The 25,890-nt window shown below is 46.3% G+C and carries 22 protein-coding genes; 1 reads left to right on the top strand and 21 read right to left on the bottom strand.

Annotation, left to right across the window (positions count from 1 at the left end; genetic code table 11):
- Positions 1-107 precede the first annotated feature (107 nt).
- Together secA and secM are read right to left on the bottom strand one after the other, a co-directional pair.
- Positions 108-2,819 carry a preprotein translocase subunit SecA gene (gene secA, locus VY86_RS14975; protein WP_046975538.1) on the bottom strand — a complete coding sequence of 904 codons (2,712 nt, stop codon included), beginning with the start codon at positions 2,817-2,819 and terminating at the stop codon, positions 108-110.
- 82 nt (positions 2,820-2,901) lie between these two features.
- The gene (secM, locus tag VY86_RS14970) at positions 2,902-3,426 is read right to left on the bottom strand and encodes a secA translation cis-regulator SecM (RefSeq protein WP_046975537.1); all 525 of its coding nucleotides are present in this window, start codon (positions 3,424-3,426) and stop codon (positions 2,902-2,904) included.
- A gap of 32 nt (positions 3,427-3,458) precedes the next feature.
- On the opposite strand from secM, the gene VY86_RS14965 reads away from it, so the two are divergent.
- Positions 3,459-3,983 carry a DUF721 domain-containing protein gene (locus VY86_RS14965; protein WP_046975536.1) on the top strand — a complete coding sequence of 175 codons (525 nt, stop codon included), beginning with the start codon at positions 3,459-3,461 and terminating at the stop codon, positions 3,981-3,983.
- A 91-nt stretch (positions 3,984-4,074) separates the two neighbouring features.
- Here the strand turns inward: VY86_RS14965 and lpxC are convergent, their stop codons facing one another.
- The 19 genes from lpxC to ilvI form a co-directional block, all read right to left on the bottom strand.
- Positions 4,075-4,992: a UDP-3-O-acyl-N-acetylglucosamine deacetylase gene (gene lpxC / locus VY86_RS14960; RefSeq protein ID WP_036839045.1), complete on the bottom strand. Its 918-nt coding sequence runs from the start codon at positions 4,990-4,992 to the stop codon at positions 4,075-4,077.
- A 98-nt stretch (positions 4,993-5,090) separates the two neighbouring features.
- Positions 5,091-6,251 carry a cell division protein FtsZ gene (gene ftsZ, locus VY86_RS14955; RefSeq protein WP_036842753.1) on the bottom strand — a complete coding sequence of 387 codons (1,161 nt, stop codon included), beginning with the start codon at positions 6,249-6,251 and terminating at the stop codon, positions 5,091-5,093.
- A gap of 63 nt (positions 6,252-6,314) precedes the next feature.
- Entirely contained in the window at positions 6,315-7,571 is a 1,257-nt protein-coding gene (ftsA, locus tag VY86_RS14950; RefSeq protein ID WP_012777290.1) for a cell division protein FtsA, read from the bottom strand.
- Positions 7,572-7,609: 38 nt separating this feature from the next.
- Positions 7,610-8,416 (bottom strand): cell division protein FtsQ, encoded by an 807-nt coding sequence (gene ftsQ / locus VY86_RS14945; RefSeq protein WP_046975535.1) that lies wholly within the window; start codon positions 8,414-8,416, stop codon positions 7,610-7,612.
- A 1-nt stretch (position 8,417) separates the two neighbouring features.
- Positions 8,418-9,338: a D-alanine--D-alanine ligase gene (locus VY86_RS14940; RefSeq protein WP_046975534.1), complete on the bottom strand. Its 921-nt coding sequence runs from the start codon at positions 9,336-9,338 to the stop codon at positions 8,418-8,420.
- On the bottom strand, positions 9,331-10,806 hold the full coding sequence (gene murC / locus VY86_RS14935; RefSeq protein ID WP_046975533.1) for a UDP-N-acetylmuramate--L-alanine ligase: 1,476 nt from the start codon (positions 10,804-10,806) through the stop codon (positions 9,331-9,333). The genes VY86_RS14940 and murC overlap by 8 nt, the downstream gene beginning before the upstream one ends.
- A 56-nt stretch (positions 10,807-10,862) precedes the next feature.
- Positions 10,863-11,930, bottom strand: coding sequence for an undecaprenyldiphospho-muramoylpentapeptide beta-N-acetylglucosaminyltransferase (gene murG / locus VY86_RS14930; protein WP_046975532.1), 1,068 nt, complete (start codon positions 11,928-11,930; stop codon positions 10,863-10,865).
- The gene (gene ftsW / locus VY86_RS14925) at positions 11,927-13,120 is read right to left on the bottom strand and encodes a cell division protein FtsW (RefSeq protein ID WP_046975531.1); all 1,194 of its coding nucleotides are present in this window, start codon (positions 13,118-13,120) and stop codon (positions 11,927-11,929) included. Before ftsW ends, murG begins: the two co-directional genes overlap by 4 nt.
- Positions 13,120-14,430, bottom strand: a complete 1,311-nt coding sequence (gene murD, locus VY86_RS14920) for a UDP-N-acetylmuramoyl-L-alanine--D-glutamate ligase (protein WP_046975530.1) — start codon at positions 14,428-14,430, stop codon at positions 13,120-13,122. The genes ftsW and murD overlap by 1 nt, the downstream gene beginning before the upstream one ends.
- Positions 14,431-14,432: 2 nt before the next feature.
- Complete coding sequence (mraY, locus tag VY86_RS14915; RefSeq protein WP_046975529.1) at positions 14,433-15,515, bottom strand: phospho-N-acetylmuramoyl-pentapeptide-transferase; 1,083 nt, start codon at positions 15,513-15,515, stop codon at positions 14,433-14,435.
- The gene (murF, locus tag VY86_RS14910; RefSeq protein ID WP_046975528.1) at positions 15,509-16,888 is read right to left on the bottom strand and encodes a UDP-N-acetylmuramoyl-tripeptide--D-alanyl-D-alanine ligase; all 1,380 of its coding nucleotides are present in this window, start codon (positions 16,886-16,888) and stop codon (positions 15,509-15,511) included. The genes mraY and murF overlap by 7 nt, the downstream gene beginning before the upstream one ends.
- The gene (gene murE / locus VY86_RS14905; protein ID WP_046975527.1) at positions 16,885-18,372 is read right to left on the bottom strand and encodes a UDP-N-acetylmuramoyl-L-alanyl-D-glutamate--2,6-diaminopimelate ligase; all 1,488 of its coding nucleotides are present in this window, start codon (positions 18,370-18,372) and stop codon (positions 16,885-16,887) included. The genes murF and murE overlap by 4 nt, the downstream gene beginning before the upstream one ends.
- Complete coding sequence (locus VY86_RS14900; protein WP_046975526.1) at positions 18,359-20,125, bottom strand: peptidoglycan glycosyltransferase FtsI; 1,767 nt, start codon at positions 20,123-20,125, stop codon at positions 18,359-18,361. The genes murE and VY86_RS14900 overlap by 14 nt, the downstream gene beginning before the upstream one ends.
- Positions 20,126-20,152: 27 nt before the next feature.
- Entirely contained in the window at positions 20,153-20,473 is a 321-nt protein-coding gene (ftsL, locus tag VY86_RS14895; RefSeq protein WP_036842735.1) for a cell division protein FtsL, read from the bottom strand.
- Positions 20,470-21,414, bottom strand: coding sequence for a 16S rRNA (cytosine(1402)-N(4))-methyltransferase RsmH (rsmH, locus tag VY86_RS14890; protein WP_046975524.1), 945 nt, complete (start codon positions 21,412-21,414; stop codon positions 20,470-20,472). Before rsmH ends, ftsL begins: the two co-directional genes overlap by 4 nt.
- A gap of 2 nt (positions 21,415-21,416) precedes the next feature.
- Complete coding sequence (gene mraZ / locus VY86_RS14885) at positions 21,417-21,875, bottom strand: division/cell wall cluster transcriptional repressor MraZ (RefSeq protein ID WP_021323947.1); 459 nt, start codon at positions 21,873-21,875, stop codon at positions 21,417-21,419.
- A 630-nt stretch (positions 21,876-22,505) separates the two neighbouring features.
- Positions 22,506-23,510 carry a catabolite repressor/activator gene (gene cra / locus VY86_RS14880; RefSeq protein WP_021323946.1) on the bottom strand — a complete coding sequence of 335 codons (1,005 nt, stop codon included), beginning with the start codon at positions 23,508-23,510 and terminating at the stop codon, positions 22,506-22,508.
- Between the two features lie 88 nt (positions 23,511-23,598).
- The gene (gene ilvN, locus VY86_RS14875) at positions 23,599-24,090 is read right to left on the bottom strand and encodes an acetolactate synthase small subunit (protein WP_023043363.1); all 492 of its coding nucleotides are present in this window, start codon (positions 24,088-24,090) and stop codon (positions 23,599-23,601) included.
- 2 nt (positions 24,091-24,092) lie between these two features.
- The gene (ilvI, locus tag VY86_RS14870) at positions 24,093-25,820 is read right to left on the bottom strand and encodes an acetolactate synthase 3 large subunit (protein ID WP_046975523.1); all 1,728 of its coding nucleotides are present in this window, start codon (positions 25,818-25,820) and stop codon (positions 24,093-24,095) included.
- Positions 25,821-25,890 lie beyond the last annotated feature (70 nt).

The raw sequence follows: 25,890 nt of genomic DNA, 5'->3' as shown, positions 1-25,890 counted from the left end.
TCTTCATTTATTCGTTTCGGTTGCTAAACAACCAACAATCAAGGTTCACATCCAAAGTCACCTGCTTAAAGCTAACAGTAAAAAGGCGGTTTCCCGCCTTTTTATCATTACTGCAAGCGCCCGTGGCAATGTTTATACTTTTTACCCGACTCACAAGGACAAGGATCATTACGACCCACTTTACGGGCACCACTGGCAATCTGAGCTTCTGTTTTAGACATCAAAGCGCCTTTTTCCACTTCGTGGCTTAATTGCTGTTGTCTTGCCAAACGTTCAGCTTCCGCACGACGTTGCTGCTCCAGAGCCTCGACTTCTTCCGGTAATCTCACCTGAACTTTGCTCAATGTGCTAATCACTTCATATTTCAGCGACTCCAGCATGTTTGCAAACATGGCGAAAGATTCTCGTTTATATTCCTGTTTTGGATCTTTCTGAGCATAACCACGCAGGTGGATACCTTGACGCAGGTAATCCATTGCTGCCAGATGCTCTTTCCACAACATATCCAGCGTCTGCAACATGATACCTTTTTCGAAGTTATGCATCATTTCAGTGCTGACAATCTCTTCTTTACGTTTATAGATTTCAACAGCCTGTTCAAGGATACGCTCACGCAAAGTTTCTTCGTGTAGATCAGGCTCTTTATCCAGCCACTCTTTGATCGGTAGCGCCAAATCAAAATCAGCCATTAAACGCTGCTGCAAACCTTCTACATCCCACATCTCTTCCAAAGATTGAGGCGGAATATAAGCATCAATAGTTGCTTTAAATACATCTTCACGAATACTGCTAATAGTTTCACTAACATCACTGACATCCAGCAAATCGTTACGTTGAGCATAAATAGCACGGCGCTGATCGTTAGCAACATCATCGTATTCCAGCAATTGTTTGCGTATATCGAAGTTACGGCTTTCTACTTTACGCTGAGCATTGGCGATGGCTTTGGTTACCCACGGATGCTCAATCGCCTCGCCGGGTTTCATGCCCAGTTTACGCATCATGCCAGTGACACGATCAGATGCAAAAATACGCATCAGTGAATCTTCCATTGACAAATAGAAACGGGATGAGCCGGCATCTCCCTGACGACCAGAACGCCCACGTAACTGATTATCGATACGACGGGATTCATGACGTTCGGTACCAATAATGTGCAAACCACCCGCCGCCAGAACGATATCATGGCGCTCCTGCCATGCAGCTTTAATCTCTTCAATCTGAGCTTCTGTTGGTTCCGTCAATTTAGCAATTTCTGCCTGCCAACTGCCACCCAGCACAATATCTGTACCACGACCAGCCATGTTAGTCGCAATAGTTACCGCACTCGCCTGACCCGCCTGAGCAATAATATCCGCTTCCATTGCGTGGAATTTAGCGTTAAGCACGTTGTGCTCAATACCGGCTTTAGTCAGCTCACGGGAAACCAGTTCAGATTTCTCAATAGAAATCGTTCCCACCAATATTGGCTGCCCCTTACTGGTACGTTCGCGGATATCTTCAATGATAGCTTCAATTTTTTCTGCTTCAGTCATATACACCAGATCTGGCAAATCACTGCGGATCATTGGGCGATTTGTTGGCACCACAATGGTATCTAGCTTATAAATAGAGCTGAACTCAAATGCTTCTGTATCGGCCGTACCGGTCATGCCGGCCAGTTTTTCATACAGACGGAAATAGTTTTGGAAAGTAATCGAAGCCAGAGTTTGGTTTTCATTCTGAATTTCTACACCTTCTTTAGCTTCGACAGCCTGATGCAATCCATCAGACCAGCGACGCCCCTGCATAGTACGGCCAGTATGTTCATCGACAATAATGACTTCACCCTCTTTCACGATGTAGTCAACATCACGAGTAAACAGAGCATGGGCACGCAGGGCAGCAGTAACATGGTGCATCAACATGATGTTAGTGGGTGAATACAGAGATTCACCTTCTTCCATCAATTTCGCTTCCACTAACAATTGCTCAACCAGAACCAGACCGCGTTCTGTCAAGTTAACCTGACGGGATTTCTCATCAACAGAAAAGTGGCCTTCTCCCTGGAAAGTATCTGAATCTTCTTTTTCCTGGCGAATCAGTTTAGGGATCAGCTTATTGACCTTGATATAAAGTTCAGAGCTGTCTTCAGCCGGGCCGGAAATAATCAATGGGGTACGCGCTTCGTCAATCAGAATGGAGTCAACCTCATCCACCAGCGCATAATGCAATTTACGCTGAACACGCTCTTCCGGGCTAAATGCCATATTGTCACGAAGATAGTCAAAGCCATATTCGTTGTTTGTGCCGTAGGTAATATCCGCTGCATATGCTTCGCGTTTAGCGGGTGCGGGCATACCTGGCAGGTTGATACCCACGCTTAACCCCAGAAATTCAAACAATGGACGGTTATTTTCAGCGTCACGCTGTGCCAGATAATCATTCACGGTGACTACGTGAACACCACGTCCAGTTAGTGCATTCAAATAAGCAGGCAAAGTCGCTGTGAGTGTTTTACCTTCACCGGTACGCATCTCAGCAATACAACGCTCATTCAGAACCATACCACCCAGTAGCTGAACGTCAAAATGGCGCATAGCAAACACGCGCTTACTCGCTTCGCGTACTGTTGCAAATGCTTCAGGCAACAAATCTTCCAGCGACTCACCCTTTTCCAAACGAGCTCGAAATTCGACTGTTTTACCCTTCAACTCTTCATCAGATAATTTTTCAAATTCGGGTTCCATGCGGTTGATGACATCAACAACTTTACGCATGCGACGCAGTGTACGATCATTACGACTACCAAAAACCTTAGTTAATAATTTAATCAGCATAGTTAATTACATCTCAGATAAGGCCGTTATCTCGCAGCCAGCAAATAGTTATTTATTTCGGAATTTGTAAAAAAACGAAGATTCAGAGGTAAGCAGCAGGGCCTGCACGAATACCTTGAGCTTTGGCAATCCAAAACACTTGAGTATGAGAAGATTGTGGTGCAACAGTCAGAAACTGTATATCTGAAACCGGCTCAGGTGGCACAGGTTCCCTAATTAACAATGCATTCAGTGTTTCCAACACAAGCTGCTGAATACTGGAAGAGCTTAACCGGGTACTTTGTTTTGCTGTTTCATTACTCATAGGCTGGGAAACAGAAAAAGCAAAAGAAAGCTGCCGGATAACATTGCGTACAGCATGTTGTTGCCAGTAATTAACACCATTGGCAGGCTGACGTTGAACATTTTGTAATGAGAACAGGTTATCAAACGCCGATAGAGCCTGATTTTGCCAACTCTGGCTGGATGACGTATTAGCTTGTGGAATATTATCCGTAACACCTGCAAAAATGGAAGGAACGCCAATACTTGCCGCAACCACCCCTAATAATAGATGTGACCAGAAATAACGTCTGCCAAATTGTCGCCAAAGATTTAGAATACCCATTAATCCTTCATCATATCGGAGCTATTTTTATTATGCGCGATAGCCGCCCACAATCATTAGATGTTCTTTTTGAAGACGCCGCTGCCGTTGAAAAAAGCCCGCTGCATATCGTCCAGCAACGTGCCGTCGCTTTGTTAAAACTTAATCGGGCCGTTACCAGCCTGCTTCCTGCACAGTTACATCCGTGGTGCCGGGTTGCCAATTATCGCAAACAAATTCTGGTACTGGAAGCAGGAAACGCCAGTTGGATGACCAGATTACGTTACGAGCTGCCAACGTTACTCTCTGCGTTAAGAAGCGAAATTCTACCATCATTGTCTTCCATCGACATCAGGATTAATCCATCACTAATGATTAAGCATAACAATAGTGCGCAGAGCTTCGCAAAAACAACGAGTGAAAATCACAAAATCTTACCGGTACGTCAGTTAAGCCAGGAAAGCGCTAAGGAACTAATTATATTAGCGAATCGTAGTCCCAAGAAGCTGAAGGAAAGATTAGAGCGATTAGCTGCACTGGCCGGAGAGAGTGCCAGCACAGCTAAGAAGAAATGCTAACGCTAAGTAAAGAACATCAGTGAGAGCCCAATCACTGATAACATAACCCACTGAGATACATCATTGAGTTATTCTCTGGCACACTAAAACGTTATGCCATTACAGTCGATGGAGCACGAAAAGCCAGCGGCATTTCAGCTTCATCTTCGAAAGTGATGAGTTCCCATGCACTTTCTTGAGCCAAAACTGCTTGCAGCAGTTTATTGTTCAGCGCGTGACCAGATTTGAACGCAGTAAATGCGCCAATGATGTTATAGCCACACATAAACAGATCACCGATTGCATCCAGCATCTTATGGCGGACAAATTCGTCTTCAAAACGCAGGCCATCTTCATTGAGCACGCGATAGTCATCAACAACAATCGCACAATCAAAGCTGCCGCCTAAACATAAGCCTTTAGATTGTAAGTACTCAATATCACGCATAAAGCCGAAAGTACGCGCACGACTGATTTGGCGAACAAACGCTTCCGCTGAAAAATCCAGACAGTAACGTTGAGAACTTGAATCAATCGCGGGGTGATTAAAGTCAATAGTGAAATCCAGACTGAAACCATTATAAGGTGTCATCTCGGCCCACTTATCGCCCTCTTGCACACGCACAGCTTCTTTAATGCGCAGAAATTTTTTAGATGTGTTCAGCTCTTCAATACCCGCATCCAACAGCAGGAAAACAAACGGGCTGGCACTGCCATCCATAATAGGAATTTCTGGCGCGTCAACTTCGATAATAATATTATCAATACCCAGCCCTGCAAGCGCTGCATTCAGGTGCTCAACCGTTGAGATTCGCACGTCATGCTCATTTACCAGACAAGTACAGAGCATAGTATCACGCACGGATTTTGCATCTGCCGGAAAATCAACCGGTGGATTCAAGTCAGTGCGGCGATAGATGACCCCGGTGTTAGCCGGTGCTGGGCGCATTGTCAGCGTGACTTTCTTACCGGTGTGCAAACCGACGCCAGTCGCCTGAACAATACGTTTAAGTGTCCTTTGTTTGATCATCATTTTATCTCGCAATGTTATCCATCCTGCCAACCACTATACACTATGGCTGGCGGGGAAGTTTAGCACAAAAAGCGGAGAATCCAATTTTTTAGCTATTAATCGGCCTGTTTACGCAAAAATGCAGGAATATCCAAGTAATCGGGCTCCTTGCTGGTTTGTGCGCTTTGGTCATTCACCACTTTTGCAGCGGGTTTATTTTCTTCTGACAGCGAAGACATACCGCCAGATATTTGCTGATGACGGTGTTCCATTACACTTGACTGAGATGCTTTATTGGTAACCAGCGTAATTTCAGGGCGCTTATCCATACCAATACCGGTGGCAACCACGGTCACACGCAACTCATCATTCATGTCTGGATCCAGAGAAGTACCGATAACGACGGTTGCATTATCCGATGCAAATGCCCGAATAGTGTTACCCACTGTTTCAAACTCATCCAAACGCAGATCAAAGCCAGCCGTAATATTAACCAGAACACCACGAGCACCTGACAAGTCGATATCTTCCAGCAGCGGGCTGGAAATCGCCATTTCAGCAGCTTCTTCTGCACGGTCTTCACCCTGTGCAATACCCGAACCCATCATCGCGTAGCCCATTTCAGACATCACGGTACGCACGTCAGCGAAGTCAACGTTCATCAGACCTGGACGTGTGATCAGTTCAGCGATACCCTGAACCGCCCCTTTCAAGACGTCATTCGCTGCCCCGAAAGCATCCAGTAGTGAAATGCCGCGGCCAAGAACTTTCAGTAGTTTGTCATTAGGAATGGTAATCAATGAATCCACATGTTTGGATAGTTCAGTGATCCCTTGTTCAGCAAACGCCATACGTTTCTTACCTTCAAAATTGAAAGGCTTGGTAACGACGGCAACAGTCAAAATCCCAAGTTCTTTTGCGATTTCAGCTACCACAGGTGCTGCGCCAGTGCCAGTACCACCGCCCATACCCGCAGCGATAAATACCATATCCGCACCATCAAGAGCAGTGCGCAATGCATCACGATCTTCTTGCGCAGCAGTACGACCAACTTCCGGGTTTGCACCAGCCCCCAGACCTTTAGTAATACCATTACCAATCTGGATAGTCTGGCCGACAGCAGTTTTACGCAATGCCTGAGCATCCGTATTTACTGCAAAGAATTCAACACCCTCGATGCGCTCACGCACCATGTGCTCAACAGCGTTACCGCCGCCACCGCCGACGCCGATGACCTTAATCACCGCGTCATTGGTTAATTCTATTGGTTCAAACATAGTTTCTCTCCGCTTTGTGCCTTTATATCGAGACCAAAAAACAGATGCAGTCTCTGCATAAAATTAAAACTCTTTTTTCAGCCAGCTACTGACTTTTTTAAACCAGCGACTCACTGAAGCATGTTTTTCAATATCCGCATCACCATTAAGGTGAGAGGCTTTTCCGTAATGCAGCAACCCTACCGCTGTTGAATAATAGGGTTCCTGCGCATAGTCCGTCAGACCAGTAATATTAAGAGGTTGACCAATACGCACCTGAGCGTGGAATACACGCTGGGCACATTCAGCCAAACCATCAATCTGAGCACCACCACCGGTCAGGACAATACCCGCAGCCAGATGGTGTTTAACACCCTGCTGGCGTAACTGTTCCTGCAATCGCAGGATTTCATCATTCACTAAATTCAGTAATTCGATGTAACGCGGCTCAATGACTTCAGCCAGCGTCTGGCGCTGTAAGCTACGTGGTGGGCGCCCACCGACACTTGGTACCTCCACACTTTCATCTTTGCTGACCAACGAACCTAGTGCACAACCGTGGCGTACTTTTATCGTTTCTGCATCGCTTGGTGGAGTACCAAAGGCATAAGCAATATCGCTGGTGACGACGTTACCGGCATAAGGGATGACTTTGGTATGACGCAGTGCTCCGCCGGTATACACTGCAATATCCATCGTCCCGCCGCCAATATCTACCACACAAACACCCAGTTCACGCTCGTCTTCAGTCAAAACAGCATAGCTGGCAGCCAGCCCGGAAAAAATAAGCTGGTCGACTTTCAAACCACAGCGTTCAACGGCTTTTGCAATATTTTTTGCCATATCATTATGGCAGGTAATCAAGTGAACTTTCGCCTGCATACGCACGCCGGAAAGTCCCACCGGATTTTTAATGCCTTCCTGGTAATCGATAGCATATTCTTGAGGAATAACATGCAGTATCCGGTATTCATCACGTACACGAACGGATTTGGCAGTGTGAACAACATTGTCTACATCTTCCTGGGTGACTTCCTCTTCAGAAATAGGAACCATCCCGATTTCATTCTGACAACTGATATGTTTTCCAGATAACGCCAGATAAACAGAAGAAATTTGACAATCCGCCATTAATTCAGCCTGATCGATAGCCCGCTGCACACATTTGACAACCGACTCTAGGTCGTTTACACCGCCTTTATCCATACCGCGGGATGGACAGCTTCCCACCCCGATAATATTAACCATACCATCGGGCAGAATTTCACCAACAAGGGCAGATACCTTTGCTGTGCCAATTTCAAGGCCAACTACTAATTTTCTGTCCGTCGATTTGATCATTGTTGTTCTGCCTGCCTCTATATTTCGCCAGTAACTGTTTATTGCCCATTGATCCGGGCATTAGGAGCATCAATTGGTAAAGGTGCCCAACCTACCGCGGCACCACTGTCATAACGCAAATCCACATAATCTACTCTTTTCTCTGTGTTCTGCTGTAGCAGCGGATAAAGCTCGATAAAACGTTTAATACGTCCTGTTGTATCCATTCTTCCCAGCTTCAGCCGGATATCATTATCCAGTGTCAGTTGCCAGGAACGACGCGCAGTCATTGCCGCCACTTTCAATTTCAGTTTATTGGCAGCAAGAAGTTTAGCCATAGCCAGGTAGCCATCAAGTACCTCTTTCTCGCTGCCTTGTGGACCATAAAGCACCGGAAAATTGCCTTTAGCTTCCCATTCAGCTGGTATACTGAATACCAGCCCTTCAGCATCCAGCATCTGTGAATCATTCCAACGCGCATAAGGAACATATTCTACCAGATGAATTCTCAGTTCATCTGGCCACTGTTTACGAACAGTGACTTGTCTTATCCACGGCATCCGTTCAATATGTTGCTGAATAATATTCACATCCTGCGTCATGAAAGTTCCCGGTTGCCCTAATGACAAAATTGCCTGCCGGATATCATCGTTGGTAGTGTAATGACGCTTACCTGTTACCACCAGTTTTGAAATAGGCAATCTATTAGCATCTTTCATCCAGTTCAGGACGGCCAAGCCACCCCAAATAATGGTCCCAAGTACCATCAGAAAGAAAATAAGCCCAGCCAAATAAGAGCCGTTACTGGGGCGGGAACTGTTATTTTCGTTATCCCGCTCCCTCACTTTCAGGGCCGCTTGAGACATATCAATCAGCCAACTCCAAAATCTTTGCCACCAATTGTGAAAAACTTAACCCGGCCTGACGCGCCGCCATCGGCACCAGACTATGGCTGGTCATCCCCGGAGAAGTATTCACCTCCAGCAGATAGAAACCGCCATCAGTATCCATCATGATATCCACCCTTCCCCAGCCGCTGCATCCAACTGATTTATAAGCTTTAAGTGCTATTTCTGTCAGTTGTTGCTCTTTTTCATCATTTAAGCCACTTGGACAAAAATACTTTGTTTCTTCAGACAGATATTTTGCATCATAGTCATAAAAAACAGCAGTGGGTTGAATACGAATAGAAGGTAAAGCCGTATCACCGAGGATAGCTACCGTGTATTCTGGGCCGTACAGCCATTTTTCTACCAACAAGTCAGTGTCATAATGAAATGCTACTTCCAGAGCGCCACGCAACTCTGAAATCTCATTCACCTTAGTCATTCCAACACTGGAACCTTCCAGACTTGGCTTAACAATTAATGGCAAACCTAAATCGGCTACATACTCTTTGAGTTGCAAATCAGTAAATTGTTCAAATTGCTTAGAATTAATTGGAACATAAGGTGAAACAGTTAGCCCGACCCCCTGCCATAACTGTTTTGTCCGTAATTTATCCATCGACAATGCAGAAGCCATCACGCCACTACCGGTATAAGGCAACTGCAAAAATTCTAAGACACCTTGCAAAGTACCATCTTCCCCACCTCGCCCATGAAGCGCGATAAAGACTTTATCAAATCCCGCCTCTTTCAGCTGAGTTACAGGAAAGTCCTTTGTATCAACCGGATGTGCATTAATACCTGCTTCTTTCAATCCAGCCAGCACGGCTTGTCCCGATAACAGTGAAACTTCACGTTCAGCGGAAGCTCCTCCCAACAGTACCGCGACTTTCTCAGCCATTGTGTTTTTCCTCATTCAAAGATGGCTGTAATTTTGTTTCAGCCAGATTACGCGCTATTTTGCCTATATTTCCGGCACCTTGAACCAAAACTAAATCATTACCGTCCAATACCTGTGCCAACACAGCAGCTACCTTTTCCGGATCAGATACCAGAATTGGATCCAACTTACCGCGGTTACGGATTGTACGGCACAACGAACGGCTATCCGCCCCTGGAATAACGGCTTCGCCAGCAGAGTAAACATCCAGCATCAGTAATACATCTACCTGATTCAATACATTAGCGAAGTCATCGTACAGGTCACGGGTCCGGGTATAACGATGGGGCTGAAATACCATCACAATACGTTTATCCGGCCAGCCTGCACGGGCAGCTTTAACGGTTGCATCCACTTCCGTTGGATGATGACCATAATCATCAACCAGCATTGCACTGCCCTCTTTGCCATTAACATGTTCCAGAGAAAAATTCCCCAGAAAATCAAAACGACGCCCGGTTCCCTGAAAATCCGCCAACGCAGCCAGAATATGACTGCCAGAAATGCCTTCCTCAGTCGCAACAGCGACTGCTGCCGTTGCATTCAGCGCATTATGGCGGCCCGGTGCATTCAATACGACTTTCAGATCAGCCATATCTTGACGACTGACAGTAAAATACCCCTGTGCACCTTTTTGCTCATAATGAGTAATACGTACGTCTGCTTCCTCACTAAAGCCATAAGTCGTGATATAGCGTCCCACGCGAGGGATTAACTCTTTGACAACCGGATCATCAATGCACATTACCGCACGCCCGTAGAAAGGCAGGTTATGCAGGAAGTTGATAAATGTCTGTTTCAGGTTTTCAAAGTCACCATGATAGGTATCCATATGGTCCGCTTCGATATTCGTAATTACCGCCACCATCGGCTGTAAATGCAGGAAAGAAGCATCACTTTCATCAGCTTCCGCAATTAAATAACGGCTGCTGCCAAGACGGGCATGTGTTCCTGCGGCTTTAACTAAACCACCATTAACAAAAGTGGGATCTAAGCCAGCCTGTGCATAGATGCTGGCAATCATCGCTGTTGTTGTTGTTTTGCCATGAGTACCGGCAATAGCAATACCATGACGGTAGCGCATCAGTTCTGCCAGCATCTCTGCTCTGCGAATGACCGGGATTCGGGCTTCACGCGCAGCGATAATTTCTGGGTTATCCGCCTGTATTGCAGTTGAAGCTACAACAACACTGGCATCCAGTACATTTTCAGGACGATGGTTAAAATAAATCTGAGCACCCAGTTTAGTGAGTTGTCGAGTTACCGGATTTGGCGCCAAATCAGATCCACTAATCTGATAACCTTCATTAGCCAACACTTCGGCGATCCCCCCCATGCCAGCACCACCAATGCCGACAAAGTGGATATGCCTGACTTTTCTCATCTCAGGCACGAAAGCTCTTAATTTCGCCAATTGTTGTGTATTCACGTTTTTTTTCTTCACTATATAGGTTTACTTCACCGTCCTGTTTAAGACGATCTGAATCACTTTTTCGCTGCATTGATCAATGCAGCCGATACTCGCTCAGTTGCATCAACAATTGCTGCTGAACGGGCTTTCTCTGCCATTTTCAACAATTGTGGACGTTGCCACTGAATTAACAATTCGATGACTGCATCAACCGTAAATTGGGGTTGCTCCAGTATTTTTGCCGCGCCAACCCTTTCCAGTGGTAACGCATTCCAGTACTGCTGGCGATCTTTATGCTGAAATGGGACAAAAATCCCAGGTAATCCAGCCGCTGCCATTTCGCTGACCGTCAACGCGCCAGAACGGCAAATCACCAGATCAGCCCAAGCATAAGCTTGCGCCATATCATCAATAAATTCAGTAATCTTATGTTCGCATTTAACTGAATTGTTATAGGCATTCCGGACACTTTCTTCAGCCCCTTTACCTGTCTGATGCCAAACTGTAATTTTATCACCCATACGGGCAGCAACTTCGGGCATTGTCTGGTTCAGAATTCTCGCTCCCTGGCTGCCACCAACAACCAAAATCCGAATTGGGCCTTCACGCTCTGCCAAACGTTGCTCAGGTGTGGGTAATGCCAGCACATCTTCGCGAACAGGGTTCCCAACAACAGGTGCTTTTGGGAACGCACCGGGAAATGCCTGTAAAACCGTTGTCGCAATTTTCGCCAACCACCGGTTTGTCAGCCCGGCAATACCATTCTGTTCATGCAGGACAACCGGAACACCACACATCCACGCAGCAATGCCACCCGGACCAGAAACATATCCCCCCATTCCGAGTACAACATCTGGCTGATAACGACGTATAATCGCCTTTGCCTGACGAATTGCTTTGAAAATTCGTGCCGGAGCGACTAACAGTGCTTTGATCCCTTTACCACGCAGGCCAGAAATCTGAATAAATTCAATCTCAATGCCATGTTTTGGCACTAAATCGGCTTCCATGCGATCTGTTGTTCCCAACCAGCGAACTTCCCAGCCCTGGTCTTTTAAATGATGAGCCACAGCCAAGCCCGGAAAGACATGCCCTCCAGTTCCACCTGCCATCACCATCAAACGTCGGGTTTTGCCACTCATCGTGGACTCCTTACAAACGCCTGGGCTTTTGCCAAACGTGTTTCAAAATCAATTCTTAATAACAATATGATAGCTGTCGACATAATCAGCAAACTTGAGCCACCGTAACTAATCAGAGGTAACGTCAACCCTTTAGTCGGCAGCATACCTGCGGCTGCCCCAACGTTAACCAGAGTCTGAAAACTGAACCAGATACCCACTGAACAAGCCAGAAAACCGGAAAAACGCTGATCCATCTGCAATGCGCGACGACCTATAGTCATCGCGCGAAAAGCGACGAAGAATATCATTAACAACACCAAAACCACACCTACGTAACCTAATTCTTCTGCCAAAACAGAGAAAATAAAGTCAGTATGTGCTTCCGGTAGGTATGCCAGCTTCTGTACTGAATTTCCTAACCCTTGCCCTAAAAACTCCCCACGACCAAAAGCCATCAAAGATTGCGTTAACTGATAACCTTTGCCATATGGATCTTCCCAGGGATCCAGAAAGGAAGTGACACGGCGTATACGGTAAGGTTCCGCAATAATCAGCAAAACCACCGCGAATACCCCTGAACCAATAATCGCCAGAAACTGCCATAGTTTTGCTCCCGCCAGAAATAACATGGCTAATGTTGTTACAAACAGCACGACCACCGTTCCCAGGTCAGGCTGGGCCAGAAGTAGTACAGCCAACACGACCATCACGCCCATTGGCTTACAGAATCCCCAGAAGTTATTCCGTACTTCTTCTACTTTACGCACCAAGTAACTGGCGAGATAACAAAACAAAGAAAGTTTCGATAATTCAGCAGGCTGAATTCTCAAAGGCCCAAGAGCAATCCAACGCGATGCACCGTTTACTGAGCTTCCTACCACCAGCACAACCAGCAGCAGAATAACGGAAATAAGCAGCATCAGGTTGCTATAGCGCTGCCAGAAATCCATCGGAATACGCAATGTGATTAATGACAACCCGAAAGCCAGCAATAGATAAATCGCATCACGTTTGGCAAACAGGAAAGGATCTTCTGCAAGACGCTGCCCAACCGGCATTGACGCTGAAGTCACCATGACAAAGCCGATAATCCCCAATCCGAGTGTCAGCCAAACCAGTGTGCGATCGTACAACACCCTATTGATGACATCAGTTTCACGACCACCAATAACCCAGTCTTTTAATCTACTGAACCCCGGAATAGACATCAGCCCAACTCCTTTGCCAAACGGGCAAATTCATGACCGCGCTGTTCAAAATTACGGAACTGATCAAGGCTTGCACAAGCGGGAGATAACAGCACCATGTCGCCAGCAGCCAATCTCGGTGCAATATCACGTATCGCCTGTTCCATCGTTTCAGTCAATGTCGCCATTTCTGGACGGAGTTGCGCCAATCGTTTCCCATCACGGCCAAAGCAGTAAAGCCGAACTTTATCTCCACTAAGGAAAGGCTTGAGCGGAGAAAAGTCTGCCGATTTTCCATCACCGCCCAACAACAAATAAAGAGTGCCATTCAGCTTCAGACCATTAAGCGCCGCTTCTGTACTGCCAACATTGGTCGCTTTAGAGTCGTTAATCCAGCGCACCCCATTCTTCATATGGACAAGTTGGAAACGATGGTCAAGCCCCGGATAAACTTTCAATGCCGACAAACTGGCTTTACGGGGGATCCCAACCGCATCGGCTAACGCCAGCGCAGCCAATCCATTTACGTAGTTATGCCGCCCTGTCAGTTTGATTTCATTTGTCGCCAGCAGTGATTGGTTGTGAACTTTTAAAAGTGCATTTTCACTATCAAGCTGGTAGTCACCACAATCGACACCAAAACTGATACAACGGCTGTCCATACCCGTTTCAGGTAATGTCAGAGCATCCTGAGCATTCACAACGCATCTCTTCGCCTGGTGATAAACTCTCAATTTAGCTGCCCGGTACTGAGATAAACCCTGCGGATAGCGGTCCATATGGTCTTCAGTCACATTAAGCGCAACAGCTGCTGCGGCTTTCAGGCTATATGTGGTTTCCAATTGGAAGCTGGAAAGTTCTAAAACATAAAGCTGACAGGGTTTCTTCAATAATTCTAATGCAGGAAGGCCTATATTACCGCCCACCCCTACCTGCCAATTAGCCGCTTTCGCCATTTCACCAACCAGGCTGGTGACAGTACTTTTGCCATTAGAACCCGTAATTGCAACTATCGGTGCTGTTGCTTCACGGCAAAACAACTCGATATCACCAACAATTTCAATGCCTGCATTAGCCGCAGCCTGCAACTCGACTGTTGTCAGGGCAACCCCTGGGCTTGCAACAATCAAGTCAGCATCCATCAACCAGCCAACATTCAGGCTTCCACTATGACACTCAACATCATCAGGTAATTTATCTCTGCCAGGCGGTGTTGAACGGGTATCCATCACACGGGGGATCACACCTCGCGCCATAAAAAAGTCAACACAGGAGAGACCGGTCAGCCCCAACCCGATAATGACGACTTTTTTACCCAAATAATCTACCATGCTTAACGTACCTTCAATGTTGCCAGGCCAATCAGTACCAACATCAGAGAAATAATCCAAAAACGCACGATAACGCGCGGTTCCGGCCAGCCTTTCAATTCATAATGATGGTGAATAGGCGCCATACGGAAAATACGCTGTCCACGCAGTTTAAAAGACCCCACCTGTAAGATAACTGACAGGGTTTCCACCACGAATACACCGCCCATAATTACCAGCAAAAATTCTTGGCGCAGCAATACAGCGATGGTTCCAAGTGCTCCACCTAATGCCAAAGAACCCACATCACCCATGAAAACCTGAGCCGGATAAGTGTTGAACCACAGGAAACCTAATCCAGCACCAACAATCGCAGTACAGACGATAACCAGTTCACCAGCATAGTTCAGGTAAGGAATATGCAGATAGTTGGCAAAATTGACATTACCTGTTGCCCATGCCACCAGGGCAAAACCAGCCGCAACAAAAACGGTTGGCATAATTGCCAAACCATCCAACCCGTCAGTCAGATTCACCGCGTTGCTGGTTCCGACAATCACGAAGTAGGTTAACAGAATGTAGAGCACACCCAGTTGCGGCATCACATCTTTAAAGAATGGCACGACTAATTGTGTTGCCGGGGTATCTTTCCCGACGCTGTACATCGCAAATGCCACACCCAACGCTAGGGCGGACTGCCAGAAATACTTCCAACGTGCAATCAATCCTTTAGTATCTTTGCGCACAACTTTGCGGTAATCATCCACGAAACCAACAATACCGTAACCAATCAGAACAATCAGCACACACCAGACATAGGGGTTATTCAAACGTGCCCACAACAGTACAGAAATCGTGATTGAAAACAGGATCAGCAAACCACCCATCGTCGGTGTACCACGTTTGCTAAAGTGAGATTCCGGCCCATCATTGCGAACGACCTGACCAATTTGTAATTTTTGCAGGAAAGCGATTAAGCGCGGCCCCATCCATAATGCGATAGCCAGTGCAGTCAGCAGGCTGACGATGGCTCTGAACGTCAGATAAGAAAAGACATTAAAGCCGGTGTGATACTTGACCAGATATTCGGCCAGCCAAACTAACATGTGAAGCTCTCCTGTAATGCGCTGACGACATCTTCCATTGCAGTACTGCGCGAACCTTTAACTAAAACTGAAATCACTTTGTGTTGTTGTAATAGTGGAACCAATGCTGCAACCAACGCGGCTTTATCCGCAAAATGCTGACCGCGACCACTCGCTTCACTAATGTAAGCACTTGATGTACCCACACTAAATACTCTGTCAATACCACCAGAAGCTACGGCTTCACCAACCTGACGATGGTAATCTTCTGATTGTTCACCCAACGCGCCCATATCGCCAACGACCATCACCCGGTAACCCGGCATCTGTGATAACACTTGAGCCGCAACGGTCATCGAACCGACATTGGCGTTATAAGTGTCATCAAGTAGCAATTTTCCTTCTGCCAGATTGATTGGAAACAACCGACCTGGTACAGGTTTCAGCCCGGACAAGCCAAGACGGATATCTTTTAGCGTTGCGCCAACAGAAATTGCCAACGCACTGGCAGCTAACGCATTGGCAACATTGTGTTTTCCAGGTAATGGCAAAGTGATTTCTGTGTTGCCGGCGGGGGTATGCAGAAAAAAGTCAGTAGTCAGCTGTTTGACCTGAATATCTGTAGCGTAAAAATCAGTGTCTGATGCTTGTTGTATAGAAAAACGCTGTACTGTTTTGTCACCGATAACCTGTTGCCAGTGCGCCCAATCATTGCTTTCCATATTGATGATGGCAGTTCCATTTTCTGGAAGACCGACAAAAATTTCTCCTTTCGCTTTTGCAATACCAGCCAGAGAACCAAAATCTTCTAGGTGTGCAGTAGACAGGTTATTTACCAATGCCGTTTCTGGTCGGATCATTTCCGTGGTATAGGCAATCTCACCAATATGGCTTGCGCCTAATTCAATCACAACAAACTCATGTTGTTCTGTCAGTCTGAACAATGTCAGCGGCACACCAATATCATTATTCAAATTACCTGCTGTATAGAGCGTATTACCGCACTGACGCAGAATCGCAGCGGTCATCTCTTTCACCGATGTTTTACCGGATGACCCCGTCAGCGCAACGACACGGGCGTTACTCTGTCGGCGAACCCAACTTGCCAATTGCCCCATAGCCAGACGAGTATCTTTGACCACAACTTGTGGACAATCAACATCCAGTTCACGGCTGACCAGCAAAGCACAGGCCCCCGCTTTTACTGCATCAACAGAAAAATCATGGGCATCAAAACGCTCACCCTTCAATGCAATAAACAGACTGCCATTTCCAACTTTACGGCTGTCAGTAGTAACATCACTGATACAGATACCTGCGACCTGCTGCTCAGTAACCTGTTTCAGTGCGCCATCAGTGATTTGCGCCAGTTGTTGTAGTGTGAGGGAAATCATGCGATCACCCCCAGTAACCGGGCAACTGTCAATCGATCTGAATAATCCAGGCGACGATGACCTACCAATTGATAATCCTCATGGCCTTTACCCGCTATCAATACAACATCATCTGCTCTTGCCTGCATAATGGCACTGGTTACCGCTTCAACACGGCCATGAATCGCTATCGCACGACCCGGATCGATAAAACCTGTCAGAATGTCAGCAACAATTGTCTGAGGCTCTTCACTACGCGGGTTATCATCAGTCACAATCACATAATCAGCCCACTGTTCTGCCACGCCGCCCATCAGAGGACGTTTGCCTTTATCGCGATCGCCACCACAACCAAAAACGCACCAAAGTTTACCTTTACAATGCAAACGTGCAGCTGCTAAAGCTTTCTCCAGCGCATCAGGTGTATGAGCATAATCGACAACAACAACCGGTTTGCCCGGTGCAGTGAATACTTCCATCCGTCCACAGACCGGCGACAGGCAGGAAGCAGTTTCAAGCAGCTTTTCCAGTGGATAGTCCAAAGCTAATAAGGTGGAAAGTGCCAACAACAGGTTGCTGACGTTAAATGCGCCCATCAGGGAGCTATCAATTGTACCGCCTCCCCAACTGGACTCGAAGGTAATAGAGACACCTTTATCGTGATATTTTATTTCACGCGCCGCCAACCAACGCCCCTGCCAGTTTTCCGGCAGACGGTTTTCCATTGTTACAGCCACCGCTTGTGGTAAACGGGATAGCCATTTCAGGCCAATATCATCATCAGCATTAATGATCTGCTGTTTCACATTGTGAGTAGAGAATAACAACCACTTAGCTGCTTCGTAGTGTTCCATATCACCGTGGTAATCAAGGTGATCACGGCTCAAATTGGTGAATATCGCCGCCTCAAATGGCAACGCGGCCACCCGCCCCTGAATCAACCCGTGAGAAGAGACCTCCATTGCCGCAAAGGTCGCCCCTTGCCGAACAAGTTGTTGCAGATCCAGTTGAATATCAACGGCTGAACCGGTGGTATTTTCACTTGGCGCCACACGCCCCAGTAAACCATTACCAACAGTTCCCATCACTGCACTGGTTTCACCTAATCCGTGACTCCACTGAGCAAGCAATTGAGTAGTGGTTGTTTTTCCATTGGTTCCAGTAACACCAATCAGACACAATTTATTACTAGGATGGCGATAAAACTCACCAGCTAATTTTGACAACTTATTATTCAAATCGTTCACATAAACAACCGGAATACCGTGCATAACCTGCACGGTCCCGTTATCAGCCCCGCTCTGAGCTTCTGCAATAACCGCCGCGACACCTTGTGCGATGGCCTGAGGAATGTAGTGTCGACCATCTGCCTGATGCCCTTTAATGGCAACAAACAGATCTCCGGCAGCCGATTTACGGCTGTCCAATGTCATTTCGCGTAACGCGCACTCTGGGGCATCAATACCCAATGGCGCGAGTAAATCGCGTAGATTACGATCTGCCACCTGTATCCTCTTTCTTATTAATCACAAATTCATTTTTATCACCTGCTGCCAAAGCATCCGGCTCCACATTCATGATGCGCAGAACACCGCCCATAATGGCACCAAATACCGGCGCAGAAACCGCACCGCCGTAATACTTACCTGCTTGTGGATCATTAATGATCACAACCAGCGAAAATCTTGGATTACTTGCAGGAGCAACCCCTGCGGCATAAGAGATATATCGATTAATGTACTTGCCATCCGGCCCGACTTTCTTCGCAGTACCCGTTTTGATTGCAATCCGATAACCTTTTATTGCGGCCGTTACTCCGCCGCCACCGGGCAAAGCCACACTTTCCATCATATGAACGACCGTACGCATAATTGGCTCAGGAAAGACTCTGGTGCCTGGTACGGGTGGATCAACTTTGGTAATCGACAGGGGACGATAGATACCCATGCTGCCAATCGTTGCATAGACCCGTGCTAACTGTAATGGCGTAACCATCAACCCGTAGCCGTAAGAAAAGGTAGCCCTATCAAGATCTGACCACCGTTGTCTGTTTATTGGATATAAGCCACTGCTTTCTCCGACCAACCCCAGATTGGTCGGTTTTCCCAACCCAAAACGAGAATAAACATCCACTAACTCTGTCGCAGGCATCGCTAACGCCAGCTTAGAAACACCAACGTTACTTGATTTTTGTAAGATACCAGTGATAGATAATTCAGAATAACGGCCCACATCTCTAATTTCCTTGCCGCTAATCCTATAAGGTATTGTATTAATAACGGTATTTTCTTTGACAATACCATCATTCAGCGCAGCCATGACCACCATAGGCTTAACAGTGGAACCTGGCTCTAAAATATCGGTGATAGCACGGTTACGCATCGCCTCTTTTGGCGTATTGATGCGATTATTTGGGTTATAAGATGGGCTGTTTGCCATTGCCAGCACTTCGCCGGTATTCACATCCACCAATACCGCTGTACCGGATTCTGCTTTATTAAAGGCGACCGCATTGGTCAGTTCGCGGTAAACCAGTGCCTGCAAACGTTCATCAATGCTCAATACCAGATTGTGTGCCGCCAGACTATCAACAGAGGAAATATCTTCGATGACACGGCCAAAACGGTCTTTGCGTACCGTCCGTTCACCTGGCTGACCGGTCAGCCAGCGATCAAAACTTTTTTCGACACCTTCAATGCCCTGACCATCAACGTTAGTCACACCAATAATATGAGCAGTGACCTGACCTGACGGGTAATAACGCCGGGATTCTTGACGCAAATAAATTCCCGGCAATTTCAGCTTATGAATATAATCACCAACCGATGGGTTAACCTGACGCGCCAGATAAACAAAGCGACCTCTAGGATTAGCATTAATTTTACTGATAAGTTGTTCAACCGGCAGATTAATCGCATCAGACAAGGCTTTCCATCGGGTATCATCAGTAACTCCCCCTTTTTCAAATACCTCTTTCGGATCTGCCCAAACCGCATTTACCGGAACGCTGACAGCCAGAGGTCGCCCCATACGATCGCTGATCATACCGCGTGCAGTCGGAATTGACTGCACGCGCAGGGAACGCAAATCCCCTTCTTTAACCAATTGCTCCGGATTGATGACTTGCAAGTAAGCCACTCTCAGCAACAAGCAAACTAAAGCAAGGGCAATGCCTCCACACAGCAAGGCAAAACGCCAGCTGACAAAACTGGCTTTATCTTCTTGCCGTTTTAACTTCGCAAAGCGTGCTGCTTTCATCGCTTACCTTATAATCATCAAATTAATTCACTGTGAAACAACGATGTTTTCCTGTGCAGGATTAACATGCTGCATATGCATTTTTTCAACGGCTATCCGCTCAACCCGGCTGTGATCACCAAGGGCGTTTTCTTCAAGGATCAGATTACGCCATTCAATATCTAACGCATCACGTTCTAATACCAGATGTTCTCTTTCAGCCGTCAACAAACGGGTTTCATGTGCCGTGGTTACAACACCTATGGCTGAAATCATGACAGCTATTAGAAGGATCAACGGTATTTTGGCATTCCTAAATAAATCGCTGCCGATAATACCGGTTAACCCGTGACGTTCACCTGCCATTATTCGCTAACTTTTTCAGCAAAACGTAGAACAGAACTACGAGCCCGCGGGTTATCAGCCACTTCTTCCTCTGAGGGTTTCATCTTGCCGACAGATTTCAGGCTACGCCCACCTTGCGCTTTCAGTTGCGCTTCTGTCAGTGGCAATCCTGCCGGCACCTGTGGCCCACGACTGTTATGACGAATGAATCGCTTAACAATGCGATCTTCCAGTGAATGAAAACTGATAACTGAAAGCCGCCCTTGTGGTGCAAGCGCCTGTAATGCACCATCCAGCGCCCGCTCAATCTCTTCCAGCTCACTGTTGATATAAATCCTGATAGCCTGGAAGCTCCTGGTCGCAGGATGCTTATGCTTCTCTTTCACCGGACTGACCTGAGCAATCAAATCGGCCAGCGCTTTTGTCCGGGTAATGGGCTCTTCCTGATTATGTGTGACAATTGCTCTGGCAATACGTTTAGCGAAACGTTCTTCACCGAACGTTTTCAACACCCATGCAATATCATCCGCGTCTGCTTTCATTAGCCATTCGGCTGCTGATTGCCCGCGAGTCGGATCCATCCGCATATCCAATGGCCCATCACGCATAAAAGAAAAACCACGCTCCGGGTCATCCAGTTGCGGTGAGGAAACACCTAAATCCAGTAATACACCATCGATTTTGCCGGTCAGCCCGGCTTCTTCTACATGGTGAGCCAATGCAGAAAACGGCCCATGTATTATTGAAAAACGCGGATCTGTGATCGCTTTTGCCGCTTCAATTGCCTGCGGATCACGATCAATTGCAATTAAACGACCTGCTGTTCCCAGTTGCGACAAAATCAGACGCGAATGCCCACCACGGCCAAATGTGCCATCAATATAGATTCCATCTTCACGAATATTCAGTCCATTGACTGCTTCATCCAGCAATACACTGGTATGTTTAAAATGACTGTTTGCCATGTTTATAGTGATAAGTCCTGTAGCCGTACTGATAAAGGTTCCTGAGTAGATCGCTCAGCCGCAATGTCATCCTTAACCTGTTGATACCAAGTCTGCTCATTCCACAGTTCAAATTTGTTGAACTGACCAACCAGCATGACCTCTTTGGCTAGCCCTGCGTGCTGGCGCAGTGTATTCGCTAACAAAAGACGTCCTGCACTATCCATTTGGCATTCACTGGCATGACCTAAGAGCAAACGTTGTACCCGGCGCTCCGCCGGATTCATGCTGGATAAGCGGGAGAGCTTTTCTTCAATAATTTCCCATTCAGGTAGTGTATAAAGCAACAGGCATGGCTGATGGAGGTCAATGGTACACACCATTTGCCCTTGTGATTCCTCGTTTAGCATAACCCGGTATCGGGTAGGTACGGCGAGCCGCCCCTTGCTATCGAGATTAACCAGCGTTGCTCCACGAAACATCTTCAGGTTGCCTTAGGCGATCAAAAATTACCACTTTATCCCACTAATCCCCACAATAAGGAGTTTACGGATGGGACGAAAACCTTGTCAAGCCAGAGCCGATGCGCTTTAGCTATATTTGGTAGAAGAATTTTGGCAGTTAAGGGGTATAATTATTAAATTTAGCAATATCAATAATAATTAAGGCCATGATAATTTTGAATAATTTTACCAGCAAAGGAGAATAAATGTTTATGACAAGATAATGAAAAAATAATTGTGTTATTAATTTATTTACATAATTTACATTTCATTACTATTCGACAACTGTACAGAAATATTTATCATTTAATTTGATGCATTCAACGTTAAAACCAATTGGTAATAAAAACATCATGCGATAAATGTTATTAAAATCAATTTAATGTATAAATAGCAGTAAAAATAAAGCAGAAAATAGACAAACACCAATCTGAAAAGACGTTGCTACCTGCCCTTCCTTCTACTAAATAATTTATGTATGAACGAAATTGTATTTAAGCGTGCTAAAACACTCAGATAAAAATTGTCTCAAAGTTGTCCTTGCAGACCTCTTTTACACATCGGGTAGCAAAAGCGCCCCATCAAAGAATTAATGAGGAGCTTTTATCATCACTTCCGACTCAAGCTTCCTCGCCGGCATAAGTCACGGTGTATCCGTGTGATACCGGGTCCTGGCTTCTGCTTTTCATCCAGACTCGCCAATACCAGTTCCAATACCCGCTCCGCCACTTCACGATGACGCTGCGCTACAGAAAGCACTGGACACTCGAGGAAATCCAATAATTCATGATCACCAAAAGTCGCAATGACCAATTGATTGGGTAACCGGCCACTGTGTTTAAGCGTAACATCCATGACTCCCTGTAACAGAGCAAAAGAGGTAGTGAACAACGCCTGTGGCATTGGGTGAGTCTCCAACCACTTGGCAAACACTTCAGCCGCGGCATCACGCTCATAACTGTTTGAGTAAAGGTACATAACCTGACGAGGGTCATCTTTCCATGCTTCACGAAATCCCTGTTCACGCAGAAAACTGACTGACAGTTCAGGTAATGCGCCGAGATACAGCACAGATTCAGCGGGGAATTGACGAAACTCTTGGGCCAACATTTTGGCATCTTCAAAGTCATCGCCCACTACGCTGATAAAATGTTCATTTTCTAATGCACGATCAAGCGCAACAATAGGTAAAGAGCGGTTTGCCCAGCGCTGATAAAAAGGATGCTCCGGCGGTAATGCGGTAGAAACAATAATTGCGTCCACCTGCCGTTGTAACAAGTGCTCAACGCAGCGCATTTCATTATCAGGCTGATCTTCAGAACAGGCTATCAATAATTGATAACCACACTGACGAGCCTGACGCTCGAGATAATTCGCAATGCGGGTATAGCTGGTATTTTCTAAATCTGGAATAACCAGACCAATAGAACGAGTGCGTCCTGCACGGAGACCGGCTGCCACAGCATTAGGATGGTAATTATGCTCTTTGACCACAGCCATCACTTTTTCTACCGTTTTATCACTGACTCGGTATTGTTTGGCTTTACCATTAATCACATAACTGGCCGTTGTGCGTGAAACACCTGCAAGGCGGGCGATTTCATCCAGTTTCACATTAACTCCTTCATAGATACCAAAAAAGGCCCTACTTTATCGCAGAGCCTCATAAATGTATGTATATTGCCCCGCAGTTTGCGATTTTTCATCGCATAATTTTATCCCCACGAGATACACCGACAATACCGGAACGAGCAACTTCAGCAATTTCAGCAACGTCACGAACGGCATCCAGAAATGCATCCAGTTTATCGCTGGTTCCTACCAGTTGTACGGTATATAAAGTAGAAGTCACATCAATGATCTGCCCACGGAAAATATCGGTACTGCGCTTGATCTCTTCACGTCCATACCCACTGGCCTGCAATTTCACTAGCATAATTTCACGTTCTACATGAGAACCCGATGCCAACTCGCTGACTCGTAGTACATCCACCAGCTTGTGCAATTGCTTTTCAATCTGTTCAAGTACCCTGGCATCGCCCTTAGTCTGAATTGTCATTCGTGATAACGTTGGATCGTCAGTTGGCGCTACAGTTAAACTTTCAATGTTGTAGCCACGTTGAGAAAACAGACCAACAACACGGGACAAAGCCCCTGATTCGTTTTCAAGTAATACAGATAAAATCCGGCGCATAATCAGGTTCTCTCCGTTTTGCTTAACCACATCTCATCCATTGCTCCTCCACGGATCTGCATAGGATATACGTGTTCAGTTTCATCCACTGTGACATCAACAAATACCAGCCGCTGATTTTCAGTCACCTCTTTCAAGGCTTCTGCCAATTTACTTTCCAGTTCGTCATAACTCTGGATAGCAATGCCAACATGACCATAAGCCTCAGCCAGTTTGACAAAATCAGGCAAAGATTCCATATAGGACTGAGAGTGACGGCCTGCATAAATCATGTCTTGCCATTGTCTTATCATCCCCAGGAAACGATTATTCAGGTTCAGAACCAGTACCGGCAGCCCATATTGCAACGCCGTGGACAATTCCTGAATATTCATCTGAATACTACCATCCCCCGTCACACAGACGACTGTTGCTTCCGGTTTCACCAGTTTGACCCCCAATGCAGCCGGTAAGCCAAATCCCATCGTCCCTAAACCACCGGAACTGATCCAACGTCTTGGCTTGTCAAATGGGTAATGCAATGCAACAAACATCTGATGTTGTCCAACATCCGAAGTGACATAAGCTTCACCTTTAGTCAGACGATAGAGAACCTCGATAGCCGCTTGCGGTTTAATCTTTTCACCACTGCGATCAAAATTGAGGCATTTGCGGCTACGCCATTGCTGAATAGATAACCACCAATCTTTCAGTGCATCCGGGTCCTGTGTGTCTTCCACTGTCTCCAACAGTTCCAACATTTGCCGCAGCACCTGTTTAGCATCACCAACAATAGGTATATCTGCGGTAACAGTTTTCGAAATTGATGTTGGATCGATATCAATATGCAAAACCGTTGCTTCCGGGCAGTATTTTGCCAAATTATTGGTTGTACGATCATCAAAACGTACACCAACAGCAAAAATCACATCGGAATTATGCATTGCTTTGTTAGCTTCAAATGTACCGTGCATACCGAGCATTCCCAGGCTCTGCTGGTGAGTTGCCGGAAAACTGCCTAACCCCATCAGGGAGCTTACAACCGGAATATTGAATTTTTCTGCCAATACCAGCAATTCCGCTGAACAATCTGCATTAATTGCCCCACCACCCACATATATGATTGGTTTCTTTGCATTCAACAGTTTTCTTAATGCCCGTTTAATCTGCCCTTTATGCCCTTGCACCGTCGGATTATAAGAACGCATACTTATCTGCTCAGGATAAATATAGGAGTGTTTTACTGCCGGATTTACCGTGTCTTTTGGTAAATCAATGACTACCGGCCCCGGACGACCACTGGAAGCTAGATAGAAGGCTTTTTTCAGTACCTTCGGAATATCCTCTGCTTTTTTCACCAAAAAGCTGTGTTTCACGATCGGGCGGGATATCCCTACCATGTCACATTCCTGGAATGCATCATTACCAATCAAGGAACTGGCGACTTGACCGGACAATACAACCATTGGAATTGAATCCATATAAGCTGTGGCAATACCGGTAATGGCATTGGTTGCTCCTGGACCGGAAGTAATCAATACCACACCAACCTTCCCGGTAGAACGAGCATAACCATCAGCCATATGAACTGCCCCCTGCTCATGACGTACCAGGATATGCTCAATGCCCCCAACCGTATGCAGGGCATCATAAATATCCAGTACTGCCCCCCCCGGATAACCGAATATATGCTTAACGCCCTGATCAATTAACGATCGGACGACCATTTCAGCTCCTGATAACATCTCCATAGGTTTTCCTCCAGGCTCTGTTTGCAAGTGAATAAATCGGAAGTTCCTTCCACTTTTATTTTAGTAAGGC

Source organism: Photorhabdus thracensis, from assembly GCF_001010285.1.
In the GTDB taxonomy this organism is placed as follows: domain Bacteria; phylum Pseudomonadota; class Gammaproteobacteria; order Enterobacterales; family Enterobacteriaceae; genus Photorhabdus; species Photorhabdus temperata.
The sequence above is the reverse complement of the archived record's forward strand: the minus strand, read 5'-3'. Positions and strand labels throughout refer to the sequence as shown.

Coding starts and splice junctions, on each gene's coding strand:
- secA (WP_046975538.1), bottom strand. CDS start 2,819: ATGCTGATTAAATTATTAACTAAGGTTTTTGGTAGTCGTAATGATCGT.
- secM (WP_046975537.1), bottom strand. CDS start 3,426: ATGGGTATTCTAAATCTTTGGCGACAATTTGGCAGACGTTATTTCTGG.
- VY86_RS14965 (WP_046975536.1), top strand. CDS start 3,459: ATGCGCGATAGCCGCCCACAATCATTAGATGTTCTTTTTGAAGACGCC.
- lpxC (WP_036839045.1), bottom strand. CDS start 4,992: ATGATCAAACAAAGGACACTTAAACGTATTGTTCAGGCGACTGGCGTC.
- ftsZ (WP_036842753.1), bottom strand. CDS start 6,251: ATGTTTGAACCAATAGAATTAACCAATGACGCGGTGATTAAGGTCATC.
- ftsA (WP_012777290.1), bottom strand. CDS start 7,571: ATGATCAAATCGACGGACAGAAAATTAGTAGTTGGCCTTGAAATTGGC.
- ftsQ (WP_046975535.1), bottom strand. CDS start 8,416: ATGTCTCAAGCGGCCCTGAAAGTGAGGGAGCGGGATAACGAAAATAAC.
- VY86_RS14940 (WP_046975534.1), bottom strand. CDS start 9,338: ATGGCTGAGAAAGTCGCGGTACTGTTGGGAGGAGCTTCCGCTGAACGT.
- murG (WP_046975532.1), bottom strand. CDS start 11,930: ATGAGTGGCAAAACCCGACGTTTGATGGTGATGGCAGGTGGAACTGGA.
- ftsW (WP_046975531.1), bottom strand. CDS start 13,120: ATGTCTATTCCGGGGTTCAGTAGATTAAAAGACTGGGTTATTGGTGGT.
- murD (WP_046975530.1), bottom strand. CDS start 14,430: ATGGTAGATTATTTGGGTAAAAAAGTCGTCATTATCGGGTTGGGGCTG.
- mraY (WP_046975529.1), bottom strand. CDS start 15,515: ATGTTAGTTTGGCTGGCCGAATATCTGGTCAAGTATCACACCGGCTTT.
- murF (WP_046975528.1), bottom strand. CDS start 16,888: ATGATTTCCCTCACACTACAACAACTGGCGCAAATCACTGATGGCGCA.
- VY86_RS14900 (WP_046975526.1), bottom strand. CDS start 20,125: ATGAAAGCAGCACGCTTTGCGAAGTTAAAACGGCAAGAAGATAAAGCC.
- rsmH (WP_046975524.1), bottom strand. CDS start 21,414: ATGGCAAACAGTCATTTTAAACATACCAGTGTATTGCTGGATGAAGCA.
- mraZ (WP_021323947.1), bottom strand. CDS start 21,875: ATGTTTCGTGGAGCAACGCTGGTTAATCTCGATAGCAAGGGGCGGCTC.
- ilvN (WP_023043363.1), bottom strand. CDS start 24,090: ATGCGCCGGATTTTATCTGTATTACTTGAAAACGAATCAGGGGCTTTG.
- ilvI (WP_046975523.1), bottom strand. CDS start 25,820: ATGGAGATGTTATCAGGAGCTGAAATGGTCGTCCGATCGTTAATTGAT.